Source organism: Erwinia sp. Leaf53 (genome assembly GCF_001422605.1).
GTDB lineage: Bacteria > Pseudomonadota > Gammaproteobacteria > Enterobacterales > Enterobacteriaceae > Erwinia.
Genome location: NZ_LMLK01000012.1, coordinates 279,710 through 297,075, shown reverse-complemented (window position 1 = coordinate 297,075; position 17,366 = coordinate 279,710). Strand labels below are relative to the sequence as shown.

Below are 17,366 nucleotides of genomic sequence, written 5' to 3'. Positions count from 1 at the left end.
CCGCGCCCGGCGGCCCGTCACCGGCCATCGCTGACCGGGTCAACGGCTGCAAATCCGCAGTGGGCTGGCAGCCCGGCAGTACGGTGGCGAAGCGGACTACAGTCGCGCACACCGTACGGCGGTTAAGTGAGCGACTACAGCGCAGGCAGTACGGTGGCGAAGCGGGTTACAGTCGCGCACACCGTACGGCGGTGAAGTGAGCGACTACAGCGCAGGCAGTACGGCGCGAAGCGGCTTACAGCAGCGCGCGCAGCACGGCGGTGGCGGCCACGCTGATCGCCACCACCGGCAGCAGCGAGAAGCGCATCGCGGCCAGCAGTGACACGGCCAGCGCCAGCAGGTCGGCCGGGTTAGTGGTGACAAAGTGCGGCGCGATAACGGTAATCAGCACGCAGCCGGGCGCGGCATCCATCACCGCGCGGGTGCGCGGCCCCAGCGTGCGCCGCCGCAGCAGCAGATAGCCGGCGACGCGGGTCAGATAGGTGGTCAGCGCCATCAGCACAATGGTCAGGGTGGTCAGCGAAATCATGACTTCTTCCCGAACAGCAGAATCGCGGCCAGCCCACTGATTGCCCCCACCGGCACATAGGCCGCGCCGGGCACGTAGTGGTAGGTGGTGGCTGCCGCCACCAGGCTGACCAGCCACGGCAGCGCCGCCCGCATCCCCTTCCACATTCCGCGCAGCAGCACAAAGAACACCGCCGGGAAGGCCATATCAAAGCCCCAGCGGCTGATATCCCCCAGCGCCGGGCCGACGATCACACCCGCGGTGGTGGAGGTGATCCACACCAGCCACAGCGCCCCCGCCAGCCCGGCGTAAAAGCCGCCGCTGAAGGCCGGCCCAATACCGGCGGCTCTGCGGCGCGCGCTGTCGGCCATGCTGATCGCCCAGCTCTCATCACACATAAAGAACAGCGCGGGCAGAACTTTACGGGCGGGCAGATGGCTGAGGTACGGCGCCAGCGACGCCCCCATCACCAGATGGCGGCTGTTAACCAGCAGGCTGACCAGCACGATGGTCAGCACCTGCGGCGGCGAAGTCCACAGCGCCAGCGCCGCAAACTCCGAGCCGCCGGCAAAGTTCAGGCCGGTCATCAGCCCGAGGCTGGCCACGGAAAGGCCTTTCTGCGCCGCCTGCGCACCGAGCAGCAGACCAAAAGGCAGCACGCCGAGCATTACCGGCAGGGCGGCGATCGCGCCGCGAGAGATTTCGGCGGATAATCCGGCCGTTCGGCTACTACAGGACTCTGAAATCGACATCGGGGCCTCCGTTAAGGCCCGCTATTATAAGAGGATCCTCTTAGAATCGGGTTGCGATTGTTGACAAAAAGCGCGCGTAAGCAGGAATAAAAATGCGCATAGTGCAGTAAAAGCAAAAGATAATTGCGCTGGTATACGCCCATCGAAATACCTTGTGCTAAAGAGCCTGACTTTTTCTTCACGCTTGGGCCAGTCATCCTTTTGATCACCTTCTTCCAGAACCGCACAGGATACATTCCGCCAGCTTATGACGGTGGGCGGGCGGGCACCTGGTGCCTCGCCCAGCCCGACAGTTATCTTTGGAAGGCGGATTTCCGCTTTAGGGTCACCGCGCCTTCCGCCACCAGCGCCAGTACCGCCAGCCAGATAGCGATATAGGTTGGCCACTGGGCTGCGGGAATGCTCTCCCCAAGCAGCAGCGACACGACCACCAGCAGCACCGGTTCCACGTAGATCAGCAGGCCAAAAAGCGACAGGTTGAGACGCGGTGCCGACAGCGCCTGCAACACCAGCGCCGCGGCGCTGATCGTCCCCAGACCGGCAATCAACCACGGCAGAGCGGCCGTCCACTCGGTGGACGCCGCGCTGTGCAGCACAAACAGCAGGCTGACCGGCAGGCTGAAAGCCATATCGATCCAGGTCGCCCCCAGCGTGTTGGTATCGGTAACGCGCCGCAGCCAGAAATACCCGGGATAGCCAAGACAGACCACCAGCGCTGGCCATGAGAGCGTACGCGCCACCGCCAGCTGGCAGGCAATGCCGATCACCGCCAGCACGCAGGCCAGCAGCTGAAGACGGCTGATGCGGTCTTTAAAGGCCAGACGGCCGATGATCACCATGCTGATCGGCAGCAGAAAATAGCCGAGCGAAACGTCAAGGCCGTAACCGTTGATTGGAGCCCACATAAACAGCCACAGCTGGGCACCGAGCAGCAGCGCCGAGAGCAGGCGTTGCGCCAGATAGCGCAGGGAACGGCACGCAAGGCGGGTAATCAGCCGCACCTCGTGCCAGCGCCCGCTGGCCAGCACAAACAGCGCCATGCACGGCACGGTCAGCAGCATCCGCCAGCCGTAGATGGCGTCGCCGTTTAGCGGGGCGAGCAGGTGCGTCCAGGCATACAGCAGCGCGAACAGCGCCGACCCCATCACGTTCAGCAGCACGCCGCCTGAACTGTTTAACCCACCGGTCTGCGCCATAATGCCGTTACTCCTGTCCGTGTCCTGTTGTTCAGCCTGGCCACGACCAGGCCGCTTACCCGCATGCTACGGGCATGGCAATTTATTGCATTCAGGCCGATAATTGGGCGCAAAATACGTACTCAAAATGAGAAATTTTCCCGCAATGAATAAAAACCCCGCCCCGGATAGCTTCGACCTGGCCCTGCTGGCGCTGCTGCAACAGGACAACAGCCTGCCGCTGCGCGAGCTGGCAGAAAAAGTGCATCTCTCTACGGCATCGGTGCAGCGGCGCATTCAGCGGCTGAAGAAGGCGGGATTTATTCTGGCCAGCACGGCGGTGCTGGATCCGGATAAGGTCGGCCAGGCGATCACGCTGATCGTTGAAGTGCACGTCGATCGCACCCATGCAGACGATCTGGCAGCGCTGAAGCAGCAGTTTGCCATCCCGGAGGTGCAGCAGTGCTATTACGTCACCGGCGATGCGGACTTTATGCTGGTGATCACGGTGGCCACCATGACCGAATTCCAGCAGCTGGCGCAGCGGCTGTTCCACGATAACAGCAACGTCAAATGGTTCAGAACCACGGTAGTGCTGGAGCGGATTAAAGCCACGCTGCAGGTGCCTTTAAAGAGACCCGCCTGACTTCCGTTAATAGCGGATAACTGAACGAGCTGGCAGAAGATGACGTAGTAAAACCCGCCAGCTTAGCGATTTTATTAATTAGCCCTGCCCTGACGGCCATGGATTTAAACAGAATAAACTGAAAAGGGTGCTCACAGATCGCAGCTTCAGCAACTGACAGGCGGAGCCGAAGCCCCGCCGACAGGTTGTTTTACCGAATGGATTCGTAAGCCATTTCGGCAACAACCCGGATACTGTTCTGACTGAATGACACGCCGCAGCGGGCATTTTTTGCAATCATGGTGATGATAATAATCATCACGCAGATCGCGACCAGACTGATAGTATCCGTTTCATGCGGTTTCATCGTTCTTACTCCTTGCCTTTCGGCCAGCAGAGAACTAACCTGTAGTTGTTGAGGCTAGCAGGTTAGCCCCGGGTTAATGAAAATTAATTCGGGGCTTTCACATTTCTGACCTGCAACATGCTCAGGACAGAAAGATCCAGAGCACCCGCCAGAGAGTCTACGCGTAAACCTTCCAGTGTGAATAAAATAAAACCTCCTGGCTATTTTATCTTTCAATTTTATAATATACATCGCAAAAAAAATGAAAGAAAATGATAACTTCAAAGATAATATCACTGCCTTTTAAAAAAACCATTAACAGGATTGCGTTATAACCCCAGCCAATAACAACCCTAAATATTAATTCAAATACACATAGTCGTCTGCATAACATAAAAATATACTAAGCAAATAACACTCTTTACTTATGAAATAAAGAGTAATCTTTTACATCATCGCTTTACGTGTAATATTAATTATAAAAAATAATTTACTTCTCTCACAATAAAATTAATCGTTGATGTTCATACAGGTATCAGCCCTCTTGCCCCCAGCGCGATAAGCTCCAGCACCTCTGCACCTCTGCACCTCTGCACCTCAGCACCTCAGCACCTCAGCACCTCAGCACCTCAGCACCTCAGCACCTCAGCACCTCAGCACCTCAGCACCTCAGCACCTCAGCACCTCAGCACCTCAGCACCTCAGCGCATGTTTAATATATAAAACAAATGCTGCAAACATTTTAATCATACAACTCCATGTAATTATTGAAATTTACTTAATAACCTTGTTTTTAACCTCCCTTTTCGGCCCAATTCACACTCAACATCTGTCCATTTTTTCGCGTATTATCCCGGCCAACAATAACAACACTGAACACGCCTCACCCGGAGAAGACGATGACCGACGCGCACGCGCAGCCCGCTACTGCAACAGTAGATATGGCAGCTCTCTACCGCAGGATCACCTGGCGACTGATCCCGTTTTTATGCCTGTGCTATCTGGCGGCCTACCTTGACCGCATCAACGTCGGGCTGGCGCGGCTGCAGATGTCCAGCGATCTGCAGCTCAGCGACGCCGCGTTTGGCCTCGGAGCCGGGCTGTTTTTTGTCGGCTATATCCTGTTTGAAGTGCCGAGCAATCTGATCCTGCAGCGGGTCGGTGCCCGTGTGTGGATCGCCCGCATTATGATCAGCTGGGGCCTGCTCTCGGCGGCGACGCTGCTGGTGCAGACGCCGACGCAGTTCTACTGGGTGCGTTTTTTACTTGGCGTGGCGGAAGCCGGTTTCCTGCCGGGTGTGCTGTTCTACCTGACCCGCTGGTATCCGTCGTGGCGGCGCGGGCGGATTATCGCGCTGTTTATGCTTGGCCTGCCGCTGTCGAGCCTGATCGGCGGGCCGCTGTCCGGCTGGATCATGACCCACTTCGATCGGCTGCACGGCCTGCGCGGCTGGCAGTGGATGTTTCTGCTGGAGGGCCTGCCGAGCGTGGTGCTGGGCGTGATGACGCTGTGGCTGCTGCCCGATGGCGTGATGCAGGCAAAGTGGCTGAACGGTGAGGAGAAACGGCAGATTACCCAGGAACTTGCCGCCGACCAGCAGCAGGCGACCGGCAGTAAATCACGCCTGCGCGATGGCCTGCTAAATATCCGCGTGCTGATGCTGGGCGGCATCGACTTTTCCATTCTGCTCAGCGCCTATGCGATTGGTTTCTGGTTACCCACGCTGATTAAAAACGCCGGCGTCAGCGATATCGGCCTGATCGGCTGGCTGACCGCTATTCCCGGCCTGGCAGCGGTGTTGGCCATGCTGCTGATCGGTTACAGCTCTGACCGGCTGCGCGAGCGGCGCTGGCATATTATCGTGCCGTTTATCGTTGCGGCGACGGCGCTGGCGGCCAGTACCTTCTTCAGCGGCAGTGTGGCGGTGACGGTACTGCTGTTCGCCGTTGCTCAGGCGATGGTGATCGGTGCGGTACCGGTGTTTTTCAGCCTGCCCGCCACCTTCCTGCAGGGCACCGCGGCGGCGGCCGGTTTTGCGCTGGCCTGTTCGCTGGCGAATATTGCCGGGCTGGTGAGTAACTCAATTATGGGGCTGGCGCTGGATCTGACCGGCAGCAGCAGCGGCGCGCTGTGGTTCTTCGCCGCCTGCCTGCTGCTCAGCTGCCTGCTGGTGATTGCGCTACCGGCTAAGCTGGTTAACCGCTGACCGTCCGCTGGTGACTGCGCTACCGGTAAAGCGGGTGAACCGCCGATCGCCCGCTGGTGACTGCGCGCTACCCATCGTTCAGGATTCACCTGCGACGAACCGATCCTGCGTGGCGTTATTCACCCACCACCAGCCAGCCCGTTCGGCGATCAACTGCCGGTGCCAGGCCAGCAGCTGCGGCGGCGTGATCCGACTGAAATGCGCCGCTGACAGGTCATCCTGGCCGTAGCGCTGCTGCAGCCAGTGCTTCAGCGACTGCGCCATGGCACCCGCCGGTTGCTCTGCAAGTTCGCCCAGCAGGCTGGCGCTGCGCGCGGCAAGGCTCTGTGGCGTCAGGGCCGCCAGCTGTGGCGTCATACCCTGCAGGAAAGCCTCAATCCGCCCCGCCAGCTCATCGACCAACACCCGCGGCGACTGCAGAATAAACAGCACGCCGCAACGCCCCGCCGCCTGATAAAAGCGGCAGCTGACCGCATAGCCGATGTTCTGTTCCACCCGCAGCTGCTGGAAGAACGGCTGCGCATAGCAGGCGGCCAGCAGTTGCCAGGCCGCCAGGCACTCGGTGCTCTGCTCCACCAGCGGGCAGAACAGCAGCAGCGCATGCTCCCGGCTGTCGGTGGTGACTGAGCGATGAACTCCGCGATAAAACGGCATTGTTGCCTGCACCCTTGCAGCATCAATTTCATCCGTAGCCGACGTTGAGGGTTCTGGCTCACCAGGAAGCTTCAACAGCACCGCTGAGTCAGCGCTGACTGCCCCTGAAATCCCCGCCGATCCTGGCGAGATCAGCTTCCTTTTAGCAGCAGGCGCATCAGGAACCTGTGAAGACAGGTTCACCGCAGCAGCAGACGCGTCAGGAACCTGTGAAGACAGGTTCACCGCAGCAGCAGACGCGTCAGGAACCTGTGAAGACAGGTTCACCGCAGCAGCAGGCGCGTCAGGAACCTGTAAGGGCGGATTAACCGCTGCAGGGAATGCCGTCAGCAGTCGGGCCAGATCGGCGTGCAGCGCCTCGCTGCCGCCGTAAAGCGCTGCCTGCCACACTCCGCCGGGAAAAACGTCGTCGCTCAGGGAGCCTGCGCTCTCCTGCAGCAGTGCAGGAAACTCCGCCAGCAGTGCCCTGACCGCAATGTCCCCACGATCCCTCCCCCTGCGACGCTGCGCCTCACGTTGCCCGGCGCCCAGCGCCGCCGCAGGCAGATTATTCAGCCGGGCGTTGATTGCCGCCAGCGCCGTCTGCATTAACGCCGCCGGGGCGGACAGCTGCAGCAGCCACAGCCCCTGCTGGTTGCTGAACAGCAGTTCTCCACCCTGATGCGCCAGGCTTCCCGCCAGCGGACGCAGCGCGGTCAGCAGGATATCACCCCATGGCGCGGGTAGCGGGAGGATGGGGGATAACAGCAATACGGCAGCTTCTGTGTCGTTGGGAGGGTGCAGCCCATGATGCGGCAACGCCACCGCGTTATCCGGTAAGACGATTGGCGTTGACCGTTGCGCCTGTGGGAAGAAACGCAGCCGACCGGGGGCGGCGTTATCTGCGGATTCTGCGGATTCTGCGGACTCTGCCAACTCTGCTAACTCTGCTAACTCTGCTAACTCTGCTAACTCTGCTAACTCTGCAGGCTTTTCCGATTCTATCGCCAGTGCCAGCAGGAAACCCTGCTGCGTCTGCCGCGCATCCACCGCACGATCGGTGACGATAAGGCTAATCATCCCCTGCGGTGAAAACTGCCCCAGCAGCGCCAGCCAGCGATCGGTTTCACACTCGCGCAGTGCGAAGGCCAGCGTACTTCCGGTGGAATGCCCGGGCGGCGGGAAGGCCAGCGAACTCCCGGTGGAATGCCCGGGTGACGGGAAGGCCAGCGTACTCCCGATGGAGTGCCCGGGCGGCGGGAAGGCCAGCGTACTCCCGATGGAGTGCCCGGGCAGCGGGAAGGCCAGCGCCCGGTCACGCAGCTGCTCCAGCGGTGCCTGCCGGCTGAACTGGCGTAAGGCAAGCCCGGCGTAATGCGCCCGCTGCGTTTCACTCAGCAGCGCCAGCTGCCCCAGCCAGTGGTGCAGACGCGCTGCCAGCTTTACGCCATCCTGGCGCTCGCCGCCGATGAATTCAAAGCACACCAGCTGCTGCTGCGGGCTCTGATAAGGCAGCAGCAGCCGCACGCCGTCAGCCAGCCCCTCTTCTCGCAGCGCGGCCATCAGGCCGCCTTCCGCCTCATCCAGCAGCAGTTGGCGCAGCAGGGTCATTTCCTCTGCAAACCGCCCATCAACAAGAAATGCGAAGCGCAGGCATTCGCCGGCAGGCAGCCGTAGCGTAAGACGCCGCTGCCTGCTGAGCCGCAGTCCGGGCAGTGGCGATATCCCGGCAACGCCAGCGGCTGAAAAACGCGGTTCGCTGCACTGCGATTCGTCAGGTGCTGAAAGCAAACGATCGCCGTGCAGCGCATCACCGGGTACTGAATGCAACCAATGACTGTTGAGCACATTACCGGGTGCTGAAAGCAAGCGATCGCCGTGCAGCCCGTCACCAGGTACTGAAAGCAAGCGTTCGCCTTGCAGCGCATCACCGGGTACTGAAAGCGGCCGATCGTCCGGCGGCATATCGTTTGCAGAAAACAGCCGGGCCGCATCCTGCGCCAGCTGCCATAACTCATCCGGCGGCTGCGGTCCCTGTAGCCACAGGGTGCAGTTCTCCGCCCTGTAGTGATCCCGGTGGAACTGCCGCAGCGCCTGCTGCAATACGGCCGCATCTTCACCAAAATGGTCGCGATCGCCAACGCGAAAGCGCTGCCACGGGTGCGTTTCAAAGGCGGCAGTCAGCGCAGCGTCGCATAAGGTTTCGGCGCGGTCGGCCAGAAGGCGGCATTCGGCATCGATGGTCGCCACCTCCTGCGCGATGGCCTGCTGCTCAAGCAGGGGAACGGCCAGCATATCGCTCATACGCAGCAGCGCGTCAGGCAGCAGCGAAGCCGCGCACTCAAAGAAGAAAGCGGTGTCAGCTTCACGGGTGGTGGCGTTGAGCCTCCCACCCCGGGCGGGCAGCCACGCCATCAGCCTTTCGTCGCACCGGAAGTTCTGGCTACCGGCAAACAGCACGTGTTCCAGCAGATGGGCCAACCCGGGCCACTCAGCGGGTTCATGCAGGCTGCCTGCGTCCACCCGCAGCAGCGCAGCAGCGCGGGTCGCCTGCGGATCATGAATCACCACGATCCGCAATCCGTTATCCAGCTGCCGCTGCTGCGTCACCACCGGTCAGACCTTGAAGATCAGCTGCGAGTTAACCCGCTCAGAGTTAGCCCGGTTGCGGAACTGCAGCTGGTTAATCTGCACGTTGGTGCAGTTGGCCTGCTCGCGCGCCGCCAGAATTTTACCGTGATGCTCTGATTTGCTGCATACCGGGTCGGCGTTATCGGCGTTGCCGGTCAGCATAAAGGCCTGGCAGCGGCAGCCGCCGAAATCCTTCTCTTTTTCTGAACAGGAGCGGCACGGCTCCGGCATCCAGTCAAAGCCGCGATAGCGGTTAAAGCCGAACGAGTTAAACCAGATGTCGTCCAGACTCTGCTCCAGTACCGACGGGAACTGCACCGGCAGCTGGCGGGCGCTGTGGCACGGCAGCGCGGTGCCTTCCGGCGTGACGCTGAGGAAGATTGCCCCCCAGCCGCCCATGCAGCCTTTCGGCCGTTCTTCGTAGTAGTCCGGCGTCACAAACAGCAGGTTGGCCAGGTTGTCGCTGGCCGCCATCTTCTCGCGGTAGCGGTGCACCACCGCTTCGGCGCGCTCCAGCTGGTCGCGGGTCGGCAGCAGCCCTTCGCGGTTAAGCTGCGCCCAGCCGTAAAACTGGCAGGTGGCCAGCTCAACGTCATCTGCTTCCAGCTCGATGCACAGCTCAATAATCCGGTCGATCTGATCGATATTGTGGCGGTGCAGCACAAAGTTAAGCACCATCGGGTAGCCGTGCGCCTTTACCGCTTTCGCCATCTCCAGCTTCTGCTGGAAGGCTTTCTTTGATCCTGCCAGCGCGGCGTTCAGCGTTTCGTCACTGGCCTGGAAGCTGATCTGAATATGATCCAGCCCGGCTTCGGCAAAGGCGTCGATCTTCTTCTGCGTCAGGCCGATGCCGGAGGTGATCAGGTTGGTATAGAAGCCGAGATCGCGGGCGGCGCGGATCAGCTCAGGCAGATCCTTACGCACCAGTGGTTCACCGCCGGAGAAGCCGATCTGCACCGCGCCCATCGCCCGCGCCTGTTTAAACACCTCGATCCACTGGGCGGTGGTCAGCTCTTTTTCCTGCTGCGCGAAGTCCAGCGGGTTAGAGCAGTACGGGCACTGCAGCGGGCAGCGATAGGTCAGCTCGGCCAGCAGCCACAGCGGCGGCTTTACGCCGGTATCAGTCTGCTTCACGTAAAATAATCCACTTCTGCTCACGCGCCGCCGCGAAGAAATCGGTCACGTCATCATCGACGCCGCCCGCCTCCGGAAAACGGGTGTTCAGCGCCTGAATAATCTCTGCCAGGCTGCGTTTGCCGTCGACCAGTTCGAGGATCATCGCCGCGCTCTCGTTGAGTTTCGCCATGCCTTCCGGGTAGAGGATCACATGGCAGTTCTGTACCTCTTCCCACTGCAGGCGGTAGCCGCGGCGGAACGTCGGGATAGTTTGCGGGTTGCTCACAGCAGTTTTCCTTTATGCCAGACCGGCTGGTCGGTAACGGTATGATAAGGCGCACGGTTCAGGGAGTAGGCCATGGTCATCGCGTCCAGCATGCTCCACAGGATGTCCAGCTTGAACTGCAGGATCTCCAGCATGCGCTGCTGTTTTTCCACCGTGTTGCAGTACTCCAGCGCCAGCTGCAGCCCGTGCTCCACGTCGCGCCGCGCCTGGCTCAGGCGGCCGCGGAAGTAGCCGTAGCCCTCCTCTTCGATCCAGCCGTAGTGCTGCGGCCAGCTGTCGAGGCGCGACTGGTGGATCTCCGGAGCAAACAGCTCGGTCAGCGAGCTGCAGGCCGCTTCCTGCCACACCGCACGGCGGGCAAAGTTGACATAGGCATCCACCGCAAAGCGCACGCCGGGCAGCACCATCCGCTCGGAGAGCAGCACGTCACGCTCCAGCCCCACCGCTTCGCCCAGCCGCAGCCAGGCTTCAATGCCGCCGTCGCTCTCTTCATGGCCGTCGTGATCGAGGATGCGCTGCACCCACTTGCGGCGCGTCAGCGCATCCGGGCAGTTGGCCATGATCGCCGCATCTTTCAGCGGGATCCTGGTCTGGTAGTAGAAGCGGTTCGCTACCCAGCCCTGGATCTGTTCACGGGTCGCCTCGCCGTTATGCATGGCGATATGGTACGGGTGATGAATATGGTAGTACGCGCCGCGGGCGCGCAGCGCCTGCTCGAACTGCTCAGGCGTCATCAGTGCGGGTTGGGTCATAGTTCAATACTCATGCCGTCGTAGCTGACCTCAATGCCCCGGCGGGTCAGCGCTGCGCGCTCGGCCGATGACTCATCAAGGATCGGGTTGGTGTTATTAATATGGATCAGAATTTTGCGTTTCACCGGCAGCTGGCTCAGTACGCCCATCAGCCCCTGCTCTTCGCCCAGCGCCAGATGGCCCATATCACGGCCGGTATTGCGGCCGACGCCGGTGTTCGCCAGCTCGTTATCCTGCCACAGCGTGCCGTCGATCAGCAGGCAGTCGGCGCTGGCCATCAGCGCGAGCAGTGCGGCATCCGGTTCGCCCAGCCCCGGGGCGTATAACAGCTTAGCGCCGCTGTCGCGGTTTTCGATCATCAGCGCAATATTGTGGCCGGGCAGCGGACGCCCGCGATACGGCGAGTACGGCGGCGCGTTGCTGAGGATCGGGATGGCGGTGAACTGCAGCGCCGGACAAACGGCGACGGAAAACGGCTCGGCCGGCGCGATCGGATGGTGGATCAACCCGCCGTTCCAGTGCGACAGCATGGTAAAGATCGGGAAGCCGCTGGTCAGGTCGCCGTGTACTTCCGGCGTGCACCAGACGTGGTGCGGGCAGCCTTCGCGCAGATTGAGCAGGCCGGTGCAGTGGTCAATCTGGCTGTCGGTGAGAATAATCGAGCCAATTGCGGTACCGCGCAGCACACCGTGCCGGTTCAGCTCCGGGTTGGCGGCAATCTGCTGGCTGATATCCGGCGAGGCGTTACACAACACCCAGTCGGTGCCGTTGTCGCTGACCGCGATCGAGGACTGGGTGCGCGGGGTGGCGGGAATGCTGCCGTCACGCACGCCCTGGCAGTTACGGCAGTTGCAGTTCCACTGCGGGAAACCACCGCCGGCCGCAGAGCCGAGTACTTTGATTTTCATGGGGAGACCGGTAAGAAAACGAAAAAACCTGCGCGCCCGCCCGGCAGGCCGGAACGATGTGGGCGCGCAGGCTGCAGGGATTAACGGTTAGAGATATACAGGGTTACTTCTAAGCCCAGACGCATATCAATAAAGGTTGGTTTAGTCCACATAGTCAGCTCCTTAAGCTTGGCAAAACAACAACAACGAACGTTGCCAACGTTGGCAACACGCGCATGTTACCAGATTTACGATTTTTGGCGGCTAAGATGTTGCGCCTGTGCTAAAACGATATCAACCCTGAATAGTGTAAGGTTTCACTACCAATGTACTATTTGGTTCAAAATACAGGAGTTATTGCCGCCAGATTTTTTTCAGCACCCGCAGCCAGTTGCCGCGTGTCAGACTGTCGATCAGCGTTTCACCGTAACCCGCCGCGCGCAGCGCCGCCAGCAGACGCGGCAGGCCGGTCACATCGCCCAGCTCTTCCGCCACGGTAATGCCGTCAAAGTCGGAGCCGAACGCCACCCGCTCCTCGCCCAGCTTTTCCAGCAGGTAATCAAGATGCTGCACCATCACGCTGAGCGGCATATCCGCGCCGCGCTGGCCGTCGCGGCGCAGAAAGGCGGTGCCGAAGTTCAGCCCGACCAGCCCGTCGCTCTGCGCTATCGCCGCCAGCTGTGCGTCGGTCAGGTTGCGCGGCTGCGGGCAGAGCGCGTGCACGTTAGAGTGGGTGGCCACCAGCGGCGCATCGCTGAGTTCAGCGGTCTGCCAGAAAGCCTTCTCATTCATATGCGACAGGTCGATCAGCAGCCGGTGCCGGTTGCAGGCGCGGATCAGTCGCTTCCCTGCCTCCGTCAGACCATCGCCGGTATCCGGCGAGCCGGGGAAGCTGCCGTTAACGCCGCTGCCAAAGCAGTTGGGCAGGTTCCAGAACGGCCCGATGCTGCGCAGCCCGGCCGCCACCCAGCCCTCCAGCTGGCTGAGATCGGCATCCAGCGCCTCTGCCCCTTCAATGTGCAGCACCATTGCCAGCAAGCCCTGCGCGATACACTGCTCAATTTCACCGACGCTGCGGCAGATTTTCGCCTGCCCGGCGGACTGCGCTTCAATCTGCTGCAGGATGGCGATTTGCTGTTGGGTAATCAGCAGTGGATTATGGCTCCGCGCTTCGCTGGCGGCATCGCGGCCGTGGAACTTCGCCACATAGTCAGAAGGCGGCACAAACACCGCAAACAGGCCGCCGGCAAAACCGCCCTGACGCATGCGGGCCAGATCGAGATGGCCGCTCAGGCGCTGGCTGAGAAACGCCTGCGCGGGGTTTTCCGGGTGTTTAAGCCACAGCTGCAGCAGCAGATCGTTGTGGCCGTCAAACACCGGCGTAAGTTGCGGGGCGTACATGGCGGAATATCCTTCGGGGAAACAGACGTATTAGCATAACGCATTGTATAAAAAAGGGTGCTCACAGATCCTGCCTTCAGCAACCGGCGGGATTGCTCCCGCCGCAGATTGCCTTACCCTGCAGACTCGCAGGCCATTCTGGCGACAATCCGTAAACTGCCCTGGCTGATTTGCAGTTCACACAACGAACCGCGTGGGATCTCAATCAACACCAACAGTGCGATTAAGAGTGCAATCACCCCAAAAACGAGCATCTTTTGTGCCATCATGGCCTCCTTATCCTTGCCTCGCGGCAGGTAAAAGGCTACCTTCATGTTTCTTGGGCATGAGAGTGGCCTCACCAGTAGTTAATGACTATTCCGGTGGGGCTCTTTCTCTTTCGGCCCTGGCAATACTCAGAACCAAAAGATCCTGAGCACCCGTCGCGCAGTGTACTCCCTTCTTCTTTACCCGCCATGCAATCCATTTTTTTGACGCACTTATTCCTAAATCATTGCAAACGAATGAAATATTGATTTATTTTCTGGAACAGAAGTCACAATAAAATCCAGTAAATCACCTGTTTAGGGTGATTACGTGCCGCCAGCCGTTGCCTCGCGGCAGGTAAAAGGCTACCTTCATGTTGTTGGGCATGAGAGTGGCCTCACCAGTGGTTAATGACTATTCCGGTGGGGCTCTTTCTCTTTCGGCCCTGGTAATACTCAGAACCAAAAGATCCTGAGCACCCGTCGCGCAAAGTACTCCCCGGTTAGCCGCCCGAAATCGTCTCCCCCATAAAGATCTGATAGCTGAGATCCACCGATCCGGCGCTGAACTCGCTGTCGTTAATTCTTTTCAGCAGCAGCTCGGCGGCGGTGTAGCCAATGGCGTAGCGCGGGGTGATCACGCTGGCGAGGGTCGGGTACATTTCGCGGCTGATATCCAGCCCGTGGAAGCCGCTAATCGCAATGCGCCCCGGCACGTCAATGCGGTTGCGCTGACAGTGCAGCAGCGCCCCCAGCGCCAGATCGTCATTGGTGCAGAATATCGCGTCCAGATCCGGGTAACGCGCCAGCGCGCTGGCCAGCATGGTCGCGCCTAATTTCTGCGATGAGATCGCTTTAGGGTTGACCCGCCGCGCCTCGCCGCCGCGCTCGCTCATCGCCTGGCAGTAGCCGCGGTAGCGCGACTCGTCGCGGCGGTCATCCTGCGAGCCAAAGTAGACGATACGCCGCCGCCCGCGATCGAGCAGCGTGCGCGTCATATCGTAGCCGGCGCTGAAGTTGTTAAAACCGACTTCCATATCCAGGCAGCCGCCCTCGGTATCCATCACCTCAACGATGGGGATTTTCGCGGCGCGCAGGTATTTGACCGCGCGTACCGTGTGATCTTTTTCGCTGAGCAGAATGCCGTCAATGCTGTAGGAGAGCAGGTTGATGATCTGCTCCTCTTCCGCCTGCCTGTCGTAGTTGTAGTTGGCGATCAGCGTCTGGTAGCGCCCCTCTTTGGTCGCCGCTTCGATGCCGCTCAGCAGGTCGGCAAAGATCTGGTTTTTAAACGACGGGATCAGCACGCCCAGCGTATAGCTCTTAGAGCTGAGCAGCATCTCAGGTGCGCGGTTGGGGATGTAGTTGATCTCTTCAATGATTTCGGCGATTTTCGCGCCGGTTTCCGGCGAGACGCGCTCCGGCGTGCGCAGATAGCGGCTCACCGTCATTTTGGTTACGCCCGCCAGCGTGGCGATGTCCTGTAACGATATGCGGTGCGATCTCATAGGCGTCCGTTTCAATGCAAAAAAGGCCAGGCAAGCCTGACCTTTGGAAGTCGGTACTGGCCGGGCGCACCCGGCCGGTTAAGATTAATGAATAATGGCGTTCAGAATCAATACGCCTGCCAGGCCGAGGAACGAGATCAGCGTTTCCATCACCGTCCACGTTTTCAGGGTTTCCACCACGCTCAGGTTGAAGTAGCCCTTAAACAGCCAGAAGCCCGGATCGTTAACGTGAGAGGCGATCACGCTGCCGGAGCCCACCGCCAGCACCATCAGCGCCGGGTCGGCGTGGGTGATGGCGATAATTGGCGTGACGATACCGGCGGTGGTGATTGCCGCAACGGTGGCCGAGCCCAGCGCGATACGCAGCATCGCCGCTACCGTCCAGCACATCAGCAGCGGAGAGAGCGATGAGCCCTTCATCATGTTAGCGATGTAGTCGCCCACGCCGCTGTCCACCAGCACCTGCTTAAAGGCACCGCCGCCGGCGATGATAAACACGATCATGGCGATGGAGGCGATCGACGAACCGCACATCTCCATCACCTCTTCCATCTTACGGCCGTTACGCAGGCCGAGGGTGAACACCGCGATCACTACCGAGATAAACAGCGCCACCGCCGGGTTCCCGACGAACTCAAAGAACTGACGCAGCACGTTCTCTTTCGGCGTGGTCAGCTCAAATACCGCCGCCACCGCCATCAGGATCACCGGGATGACCGCGGCGAAGATGCTGGTCCAGAAGCCCGGCATTTCGTGGTCTTTAAAGATTTTCGGGTTATACAGCCCTTCCGGCGGTGACTTCTCAAAGTTCTTCAGGAATTTAGAGAAGATCGGGCCGGCGACGATCACCGTCGGGATGGTGATGATCATACCGTACAGCAGGGTGGTGCCGAGGTTGGCACCAAAGATGGTGGCAATCGCGGTCGGGCCCGGGTGCGGCGGCAGGAAGCAGTGGGTGACCGACAGCGCGGCCACCATCGGCACGCCGACATAGAGCAGCGGCATACCGGAAGCAGCGACCACGGTAAACACCAGCGGCAGCAGCAGCACAAAGCCGATTTCATAGAACATCGCCAGGCCGACGATCAGGCCGGTGACCATCAGCGCCCACTGCACGCGCTTTTTACCGAAGGCGTCAATCAGCGTAGTGGCCACGCGCTGCGCGGCGCCGGTGTCGGAAACCAGCTTACCGAGCATGGCACCGAAGCCGAGGATCATCGCCAGGCTGCCGAGCGTGCCGCCAACCCCCTTCTGAATCGAGGCCACCACCTGCAGCGGCGTCATCCCTTCGGCGACGCCGACCACGGCAGAGACAAAAATCAGCGCGATAAAGCCGTTGACCTTGAAGACGATCATCAGCACCAGCAGCAGGATTACCCCAATCGCTATTATTGTAATGGGCATACAGCATTTCCTTTCAACATAGAGGTAGTAAGAAGCAAGTATAAGTGGTTAAGAACTTTCTGGTGTAAACACAACAAACCGGGCCAGGCGAACGGCCCTGGCCCGGGTAAAAAAAAGCGATAATCAGACCGCGACGCGCATGCCGCCGTCAACGAACAGCAGGTGGCCGTTAACGAAGTCAGAGGCTTTCGAGGCGAGGAACACCGCCGCGCCGATCAGCTCTTCCGGGTTGCCCCAGCGGGCCGCCGGGGTGCGCTTGCACAGCCAGCTGGTGAAGGCTTCGTCATCCGCCAGCGCCTGGGTCATCTCGGTTTTGAAGTAACCTGGCGCGATGCCGTTAACCTGAATATTGTGGCGCGCCAGCTCCACGCACATGCCGCGCGTCAGCATGGTGACCGCGCCTTTTGAGGCCGCGTAAGGCGTAATGGTGTCACGCCCCAGCTCGCTCTGCATTGAGCCGATATTGATGATTTTGCCCTGCTTACGGGTGACCATCTGGCGGGCAACGGCCTGGGAAACCAGGAATACGGCGGTCTGGTTTACGGCAATCACGTCGTTCCAGTCCTGCTCCGGGAATTCAAGGAACGGACGGCGGCGCTGGATACCGGCGTTATTCACCAGCACGTCGATCGGCCCGACTTCGTGCTCAATGCGCTCAACGGCGGCGTTCACTTCGGCAGATTTGGTGACGTCAAACGCCACCGCATGCGCCTTAAAACCCTGTTCGCGCAGCGCCGCAGCCGCTTTATCAGCGCCCTGCTGGGTGGTGGCGTTGATGATCACTTCCGCACCGGCTTCCGCCAGCCCTTTCGCCATCAGAAAGCCGATGCCACGGCCGGAGCCGGTGATCAGCACACGTTTGTTAGCGAGTGAAAAAAGCGTGGTCATAG

Annotated in this window: 17 protein-coding genes; 2 read left to right on the top strand and 15 right to left on the bottom strand. The window is 60.2% G+C overall.

The annotated features are described in order from the left end of the window. Nucleotides 1-235 precede the first annotated feature (235 nt). From ASF13_RS10125 to rarD, 3 genes are all read right to left on the bottom strand, one after another. Nucleotides 236-529: an AzlD family protein gene (locus ASF13_RS10125; RefSeq protein WP_056235637.1), complete on the bottom strand. Its 294-nt coding sequence runs from the start codon at nucleotides 527-529 to the stop codon at nucleotides 236-238. Beyond that, nucleotides 526-1,260, bottom strand: a complete 735-nt coding sequence (locus ASF13_RS10120) for an AzlC family ABC transporter permease (protein ID WP_056235635.1) — start codon at nucleotides 1,258-1,260, stop codon at nucleotides 526-528. Before ASF13_RS10120 ends, ASF13_RS10125 begins: the two co-directional genes overlap by 4 nt. A gap of 293 nt (nucleotides 1,261-1,553) precedes the next feature. Next, complete coding sequence (rarD, locus tag ASF13_RS10115; protein WP_056235632.1) at nucleotides 1,554-2,456, bottom strand: EamA family transporter RarD; 903 nt, start codon at nucleotides 2,454-2,456, stop codon at nucleotides 1,554-1,556. 145 nt (nucleotides 2,457-2,601) lie between these two features. On the opposite strand from rarD, the gene ASF13_RS10110 reads away from it, so the two are divergent. Beyond that, nucleotides 2,602-3,081, top strand: a complete 480-nt coding sequence (locus tag ASF13_RS10110; protein WP_056235629.1) for an Lrp/AsnC family transcriptional regulator — start codon at nucleotides 2,602-2,604, stop codon at nucleotides 3,079-3,081. Between the two features lie 190 nt (nucleotides 3,082-3,271). Here the strand turns inward: ASF13_RS10110 and ASF13_RS24285 are convergent, their stop codons facing one another. Next, nucleotides 3,272-3,427, bottom strand: a complete 156-nt coding sequence (locus ASF13_RS24285) for a Hok/Gef family protein (RefSeq protein WP_146005448.1) — start codon at nucleotides 3,425-3,427, stop codon at nucleotides 3,272-3,274. Between the two features lie 878 nt (nucleotides 3,428-4,305). Between ASF13_RS24285 and ASF13_RS10105 the strand changes: the two genes are divergently transcribed. Further along, nucleotides 4,306-5,613, top strand: a complete 1,308-nt coding sequence (locus ASF13_RS10105; protein ID WP_056235626.1) for an MFS transporter — start codon at nucleotides 4,306-4,308, stop codon at nucleotides 5,611-5,613. A 78-nt stretch (nucleotides 5,614-5,691) separates the two neighbouring features. Here ASF13_RS10105 and ASF13_RS24910 read toward each other — a convergent pair whose 3' ends face one another. From ASF13_RS24910 to idnO, 11 genes are all read right to left on the bottom strand, one after another. Further along, on the bottom strand, nucleotides 5,692-8,859 hold the full coding sequence (locus tag ASF13_RS24910; protein WP_056235624.1) for an insulinase family protein: 3,168 nt from the start codon (nucleotides 8,857-8,859) through the stop codon (nucleotides 5,692-5,694). A gap of 3 nt (nucleotides 8,860-8,862) precedes the next feature. Beyond that, nucleotides 8,863-10,011, bottom strand: coding sequence for a pyrroloquinoline quinone biosynthesis protein PqqE (gene pqqE / locus ASF13_RS10095; protein WP_101505459.1), 1,149 nt, complete (start codon nucleotides 10,009-10,011; stop codon nucleotides 8,863-8,865). Next, a complete protein-coding gene (gene pqqD / locus ASF13_RS10090) occupies nucleotides 9,998-10,279 on the bottom strand; it encodes a pyrroloquinoline quinone biosynthesis peptide chaperone PqqD (RefSeq protein WP_056235618.1) in 282 nt (93 codons plus the stop codon). The genes pqqE and pqqD overlap by 14 nt, the downstream gene beginning before the upstream one ends. After that, the gene (gene pqqC / locus ASF13_RS10085; RefSeq protein WP_056235615.1) at nucleotides 10,276-11,031 is read right to left on the bottom strand and encodes a pyrroloquinoline-quinone synthase PqqC; all 756 of its coding nucleotides are present in this window, start codon (nucleotides 11,029-11,031) and stop codon (nucleotides 10,276-10,278) included. The genes pqqD and pqqC overlap by 4 nt, the downstream gene beginning before the upstream one ends. Beyond that, nucleotides 11,028-11,939: a pyrroloquinoline quinone biosynthesis protein PqqB gene (pqqB, locus tag ASF13_RS10080; RefSeq protein ID WP_056235612.1), complete on the bottom strand. Its 912-nt coding sequence runs from the start codon at nucleotides 11,937-11,939 to the stop codon at nucleotides 11,028-11,030. The genes pqqC and pqqB overlap by 4 nt, the downstream gene beginning before the upstream one ends. A gap of 80 nt (nucleotides 11,940-12,019) precedes the next feature. Next, nucleotides 12,020-12,091: a pyrroloquinoline quinone precursor peptide PqqA gene (gene pqqA / locus ASF13_RS23440; RefSeq protein WP_072166356.1), complete on the bottom strand. Its 72-nt coding sequence runs from the start codon at nucleotides 12,089-12,091 to the stop codon at nucleotides 12,020-12,022. Nucleotides 12,092-12,272: 181 nt separating this feature from the next. After that, nucleotides 12,273-13,319, bottom strand: a complete 1,047-nt coding sequence (locus ASF13_RS10075) for a dipeptidase (protein WP_056235608.1) — start codon at nucleotides 13,317-13,319, stop codon at nucleotides 12,273-12,275. A 113-nt stretch (nucleotides 13,320-13,432) separates the two neighbouring features. Then, the gene (locus tag ASF13_RS10070; protein WP_162237190.1) at nucleotides 13,433-13,585 is read right to left on the bottom strand and encodes a Hok/Gef family protein; all 153 of its coding nucleotides are present in this window, start codon (nucleotides 13,583-13,585) and stop codon (nucleotides 13,433-13,435) included. A 482-nt stretch (nucleotides 13,586-14,067) separates the two neighbouring features. After that, complete coding sequence (locus tag ASF13_RS10065; protein ID WP_056235603.1) at nucleotides 14,068-15,072, bottom strand: LacI family DNA-binding transcriptional regulator; 1,005 nt, start codon at nucleotides 15,070-15,072, stop codon at nucleotides 14,068-14,070. Between the two features lie 84 nt (nucleotides 15,073-15,156). Further along, on the bottom strand, nucleotides 15,157-16,476 hold the full coding sequence (locus tag ASF13_RS10060; protein WP_056235601.1) for a gluconate:H+ symporter: 1,320 nt from the start codon (nucleotides 16,474-16,476) through the stop codon (nucleotides 15,157-15,159). A 123-nt stretch (nucleotides 16,477-16,599) separates the two neighbouring features. Then, nucleotides 16,600-17,364 (bottom strand): gluconate 5-dehydrogenase, encoded by a 765-nt coding sequence (idnO, locus tag ASF13_RS10055; protein ID WP_056235597.1) that lies wholly within the window; start codon nucleotides 17,362-17,364, stop codon nucleotides 16,600-16,602. Between the last annotated feature and the right edge of the window lie 2 nt (nucleotides 17,365-17,366).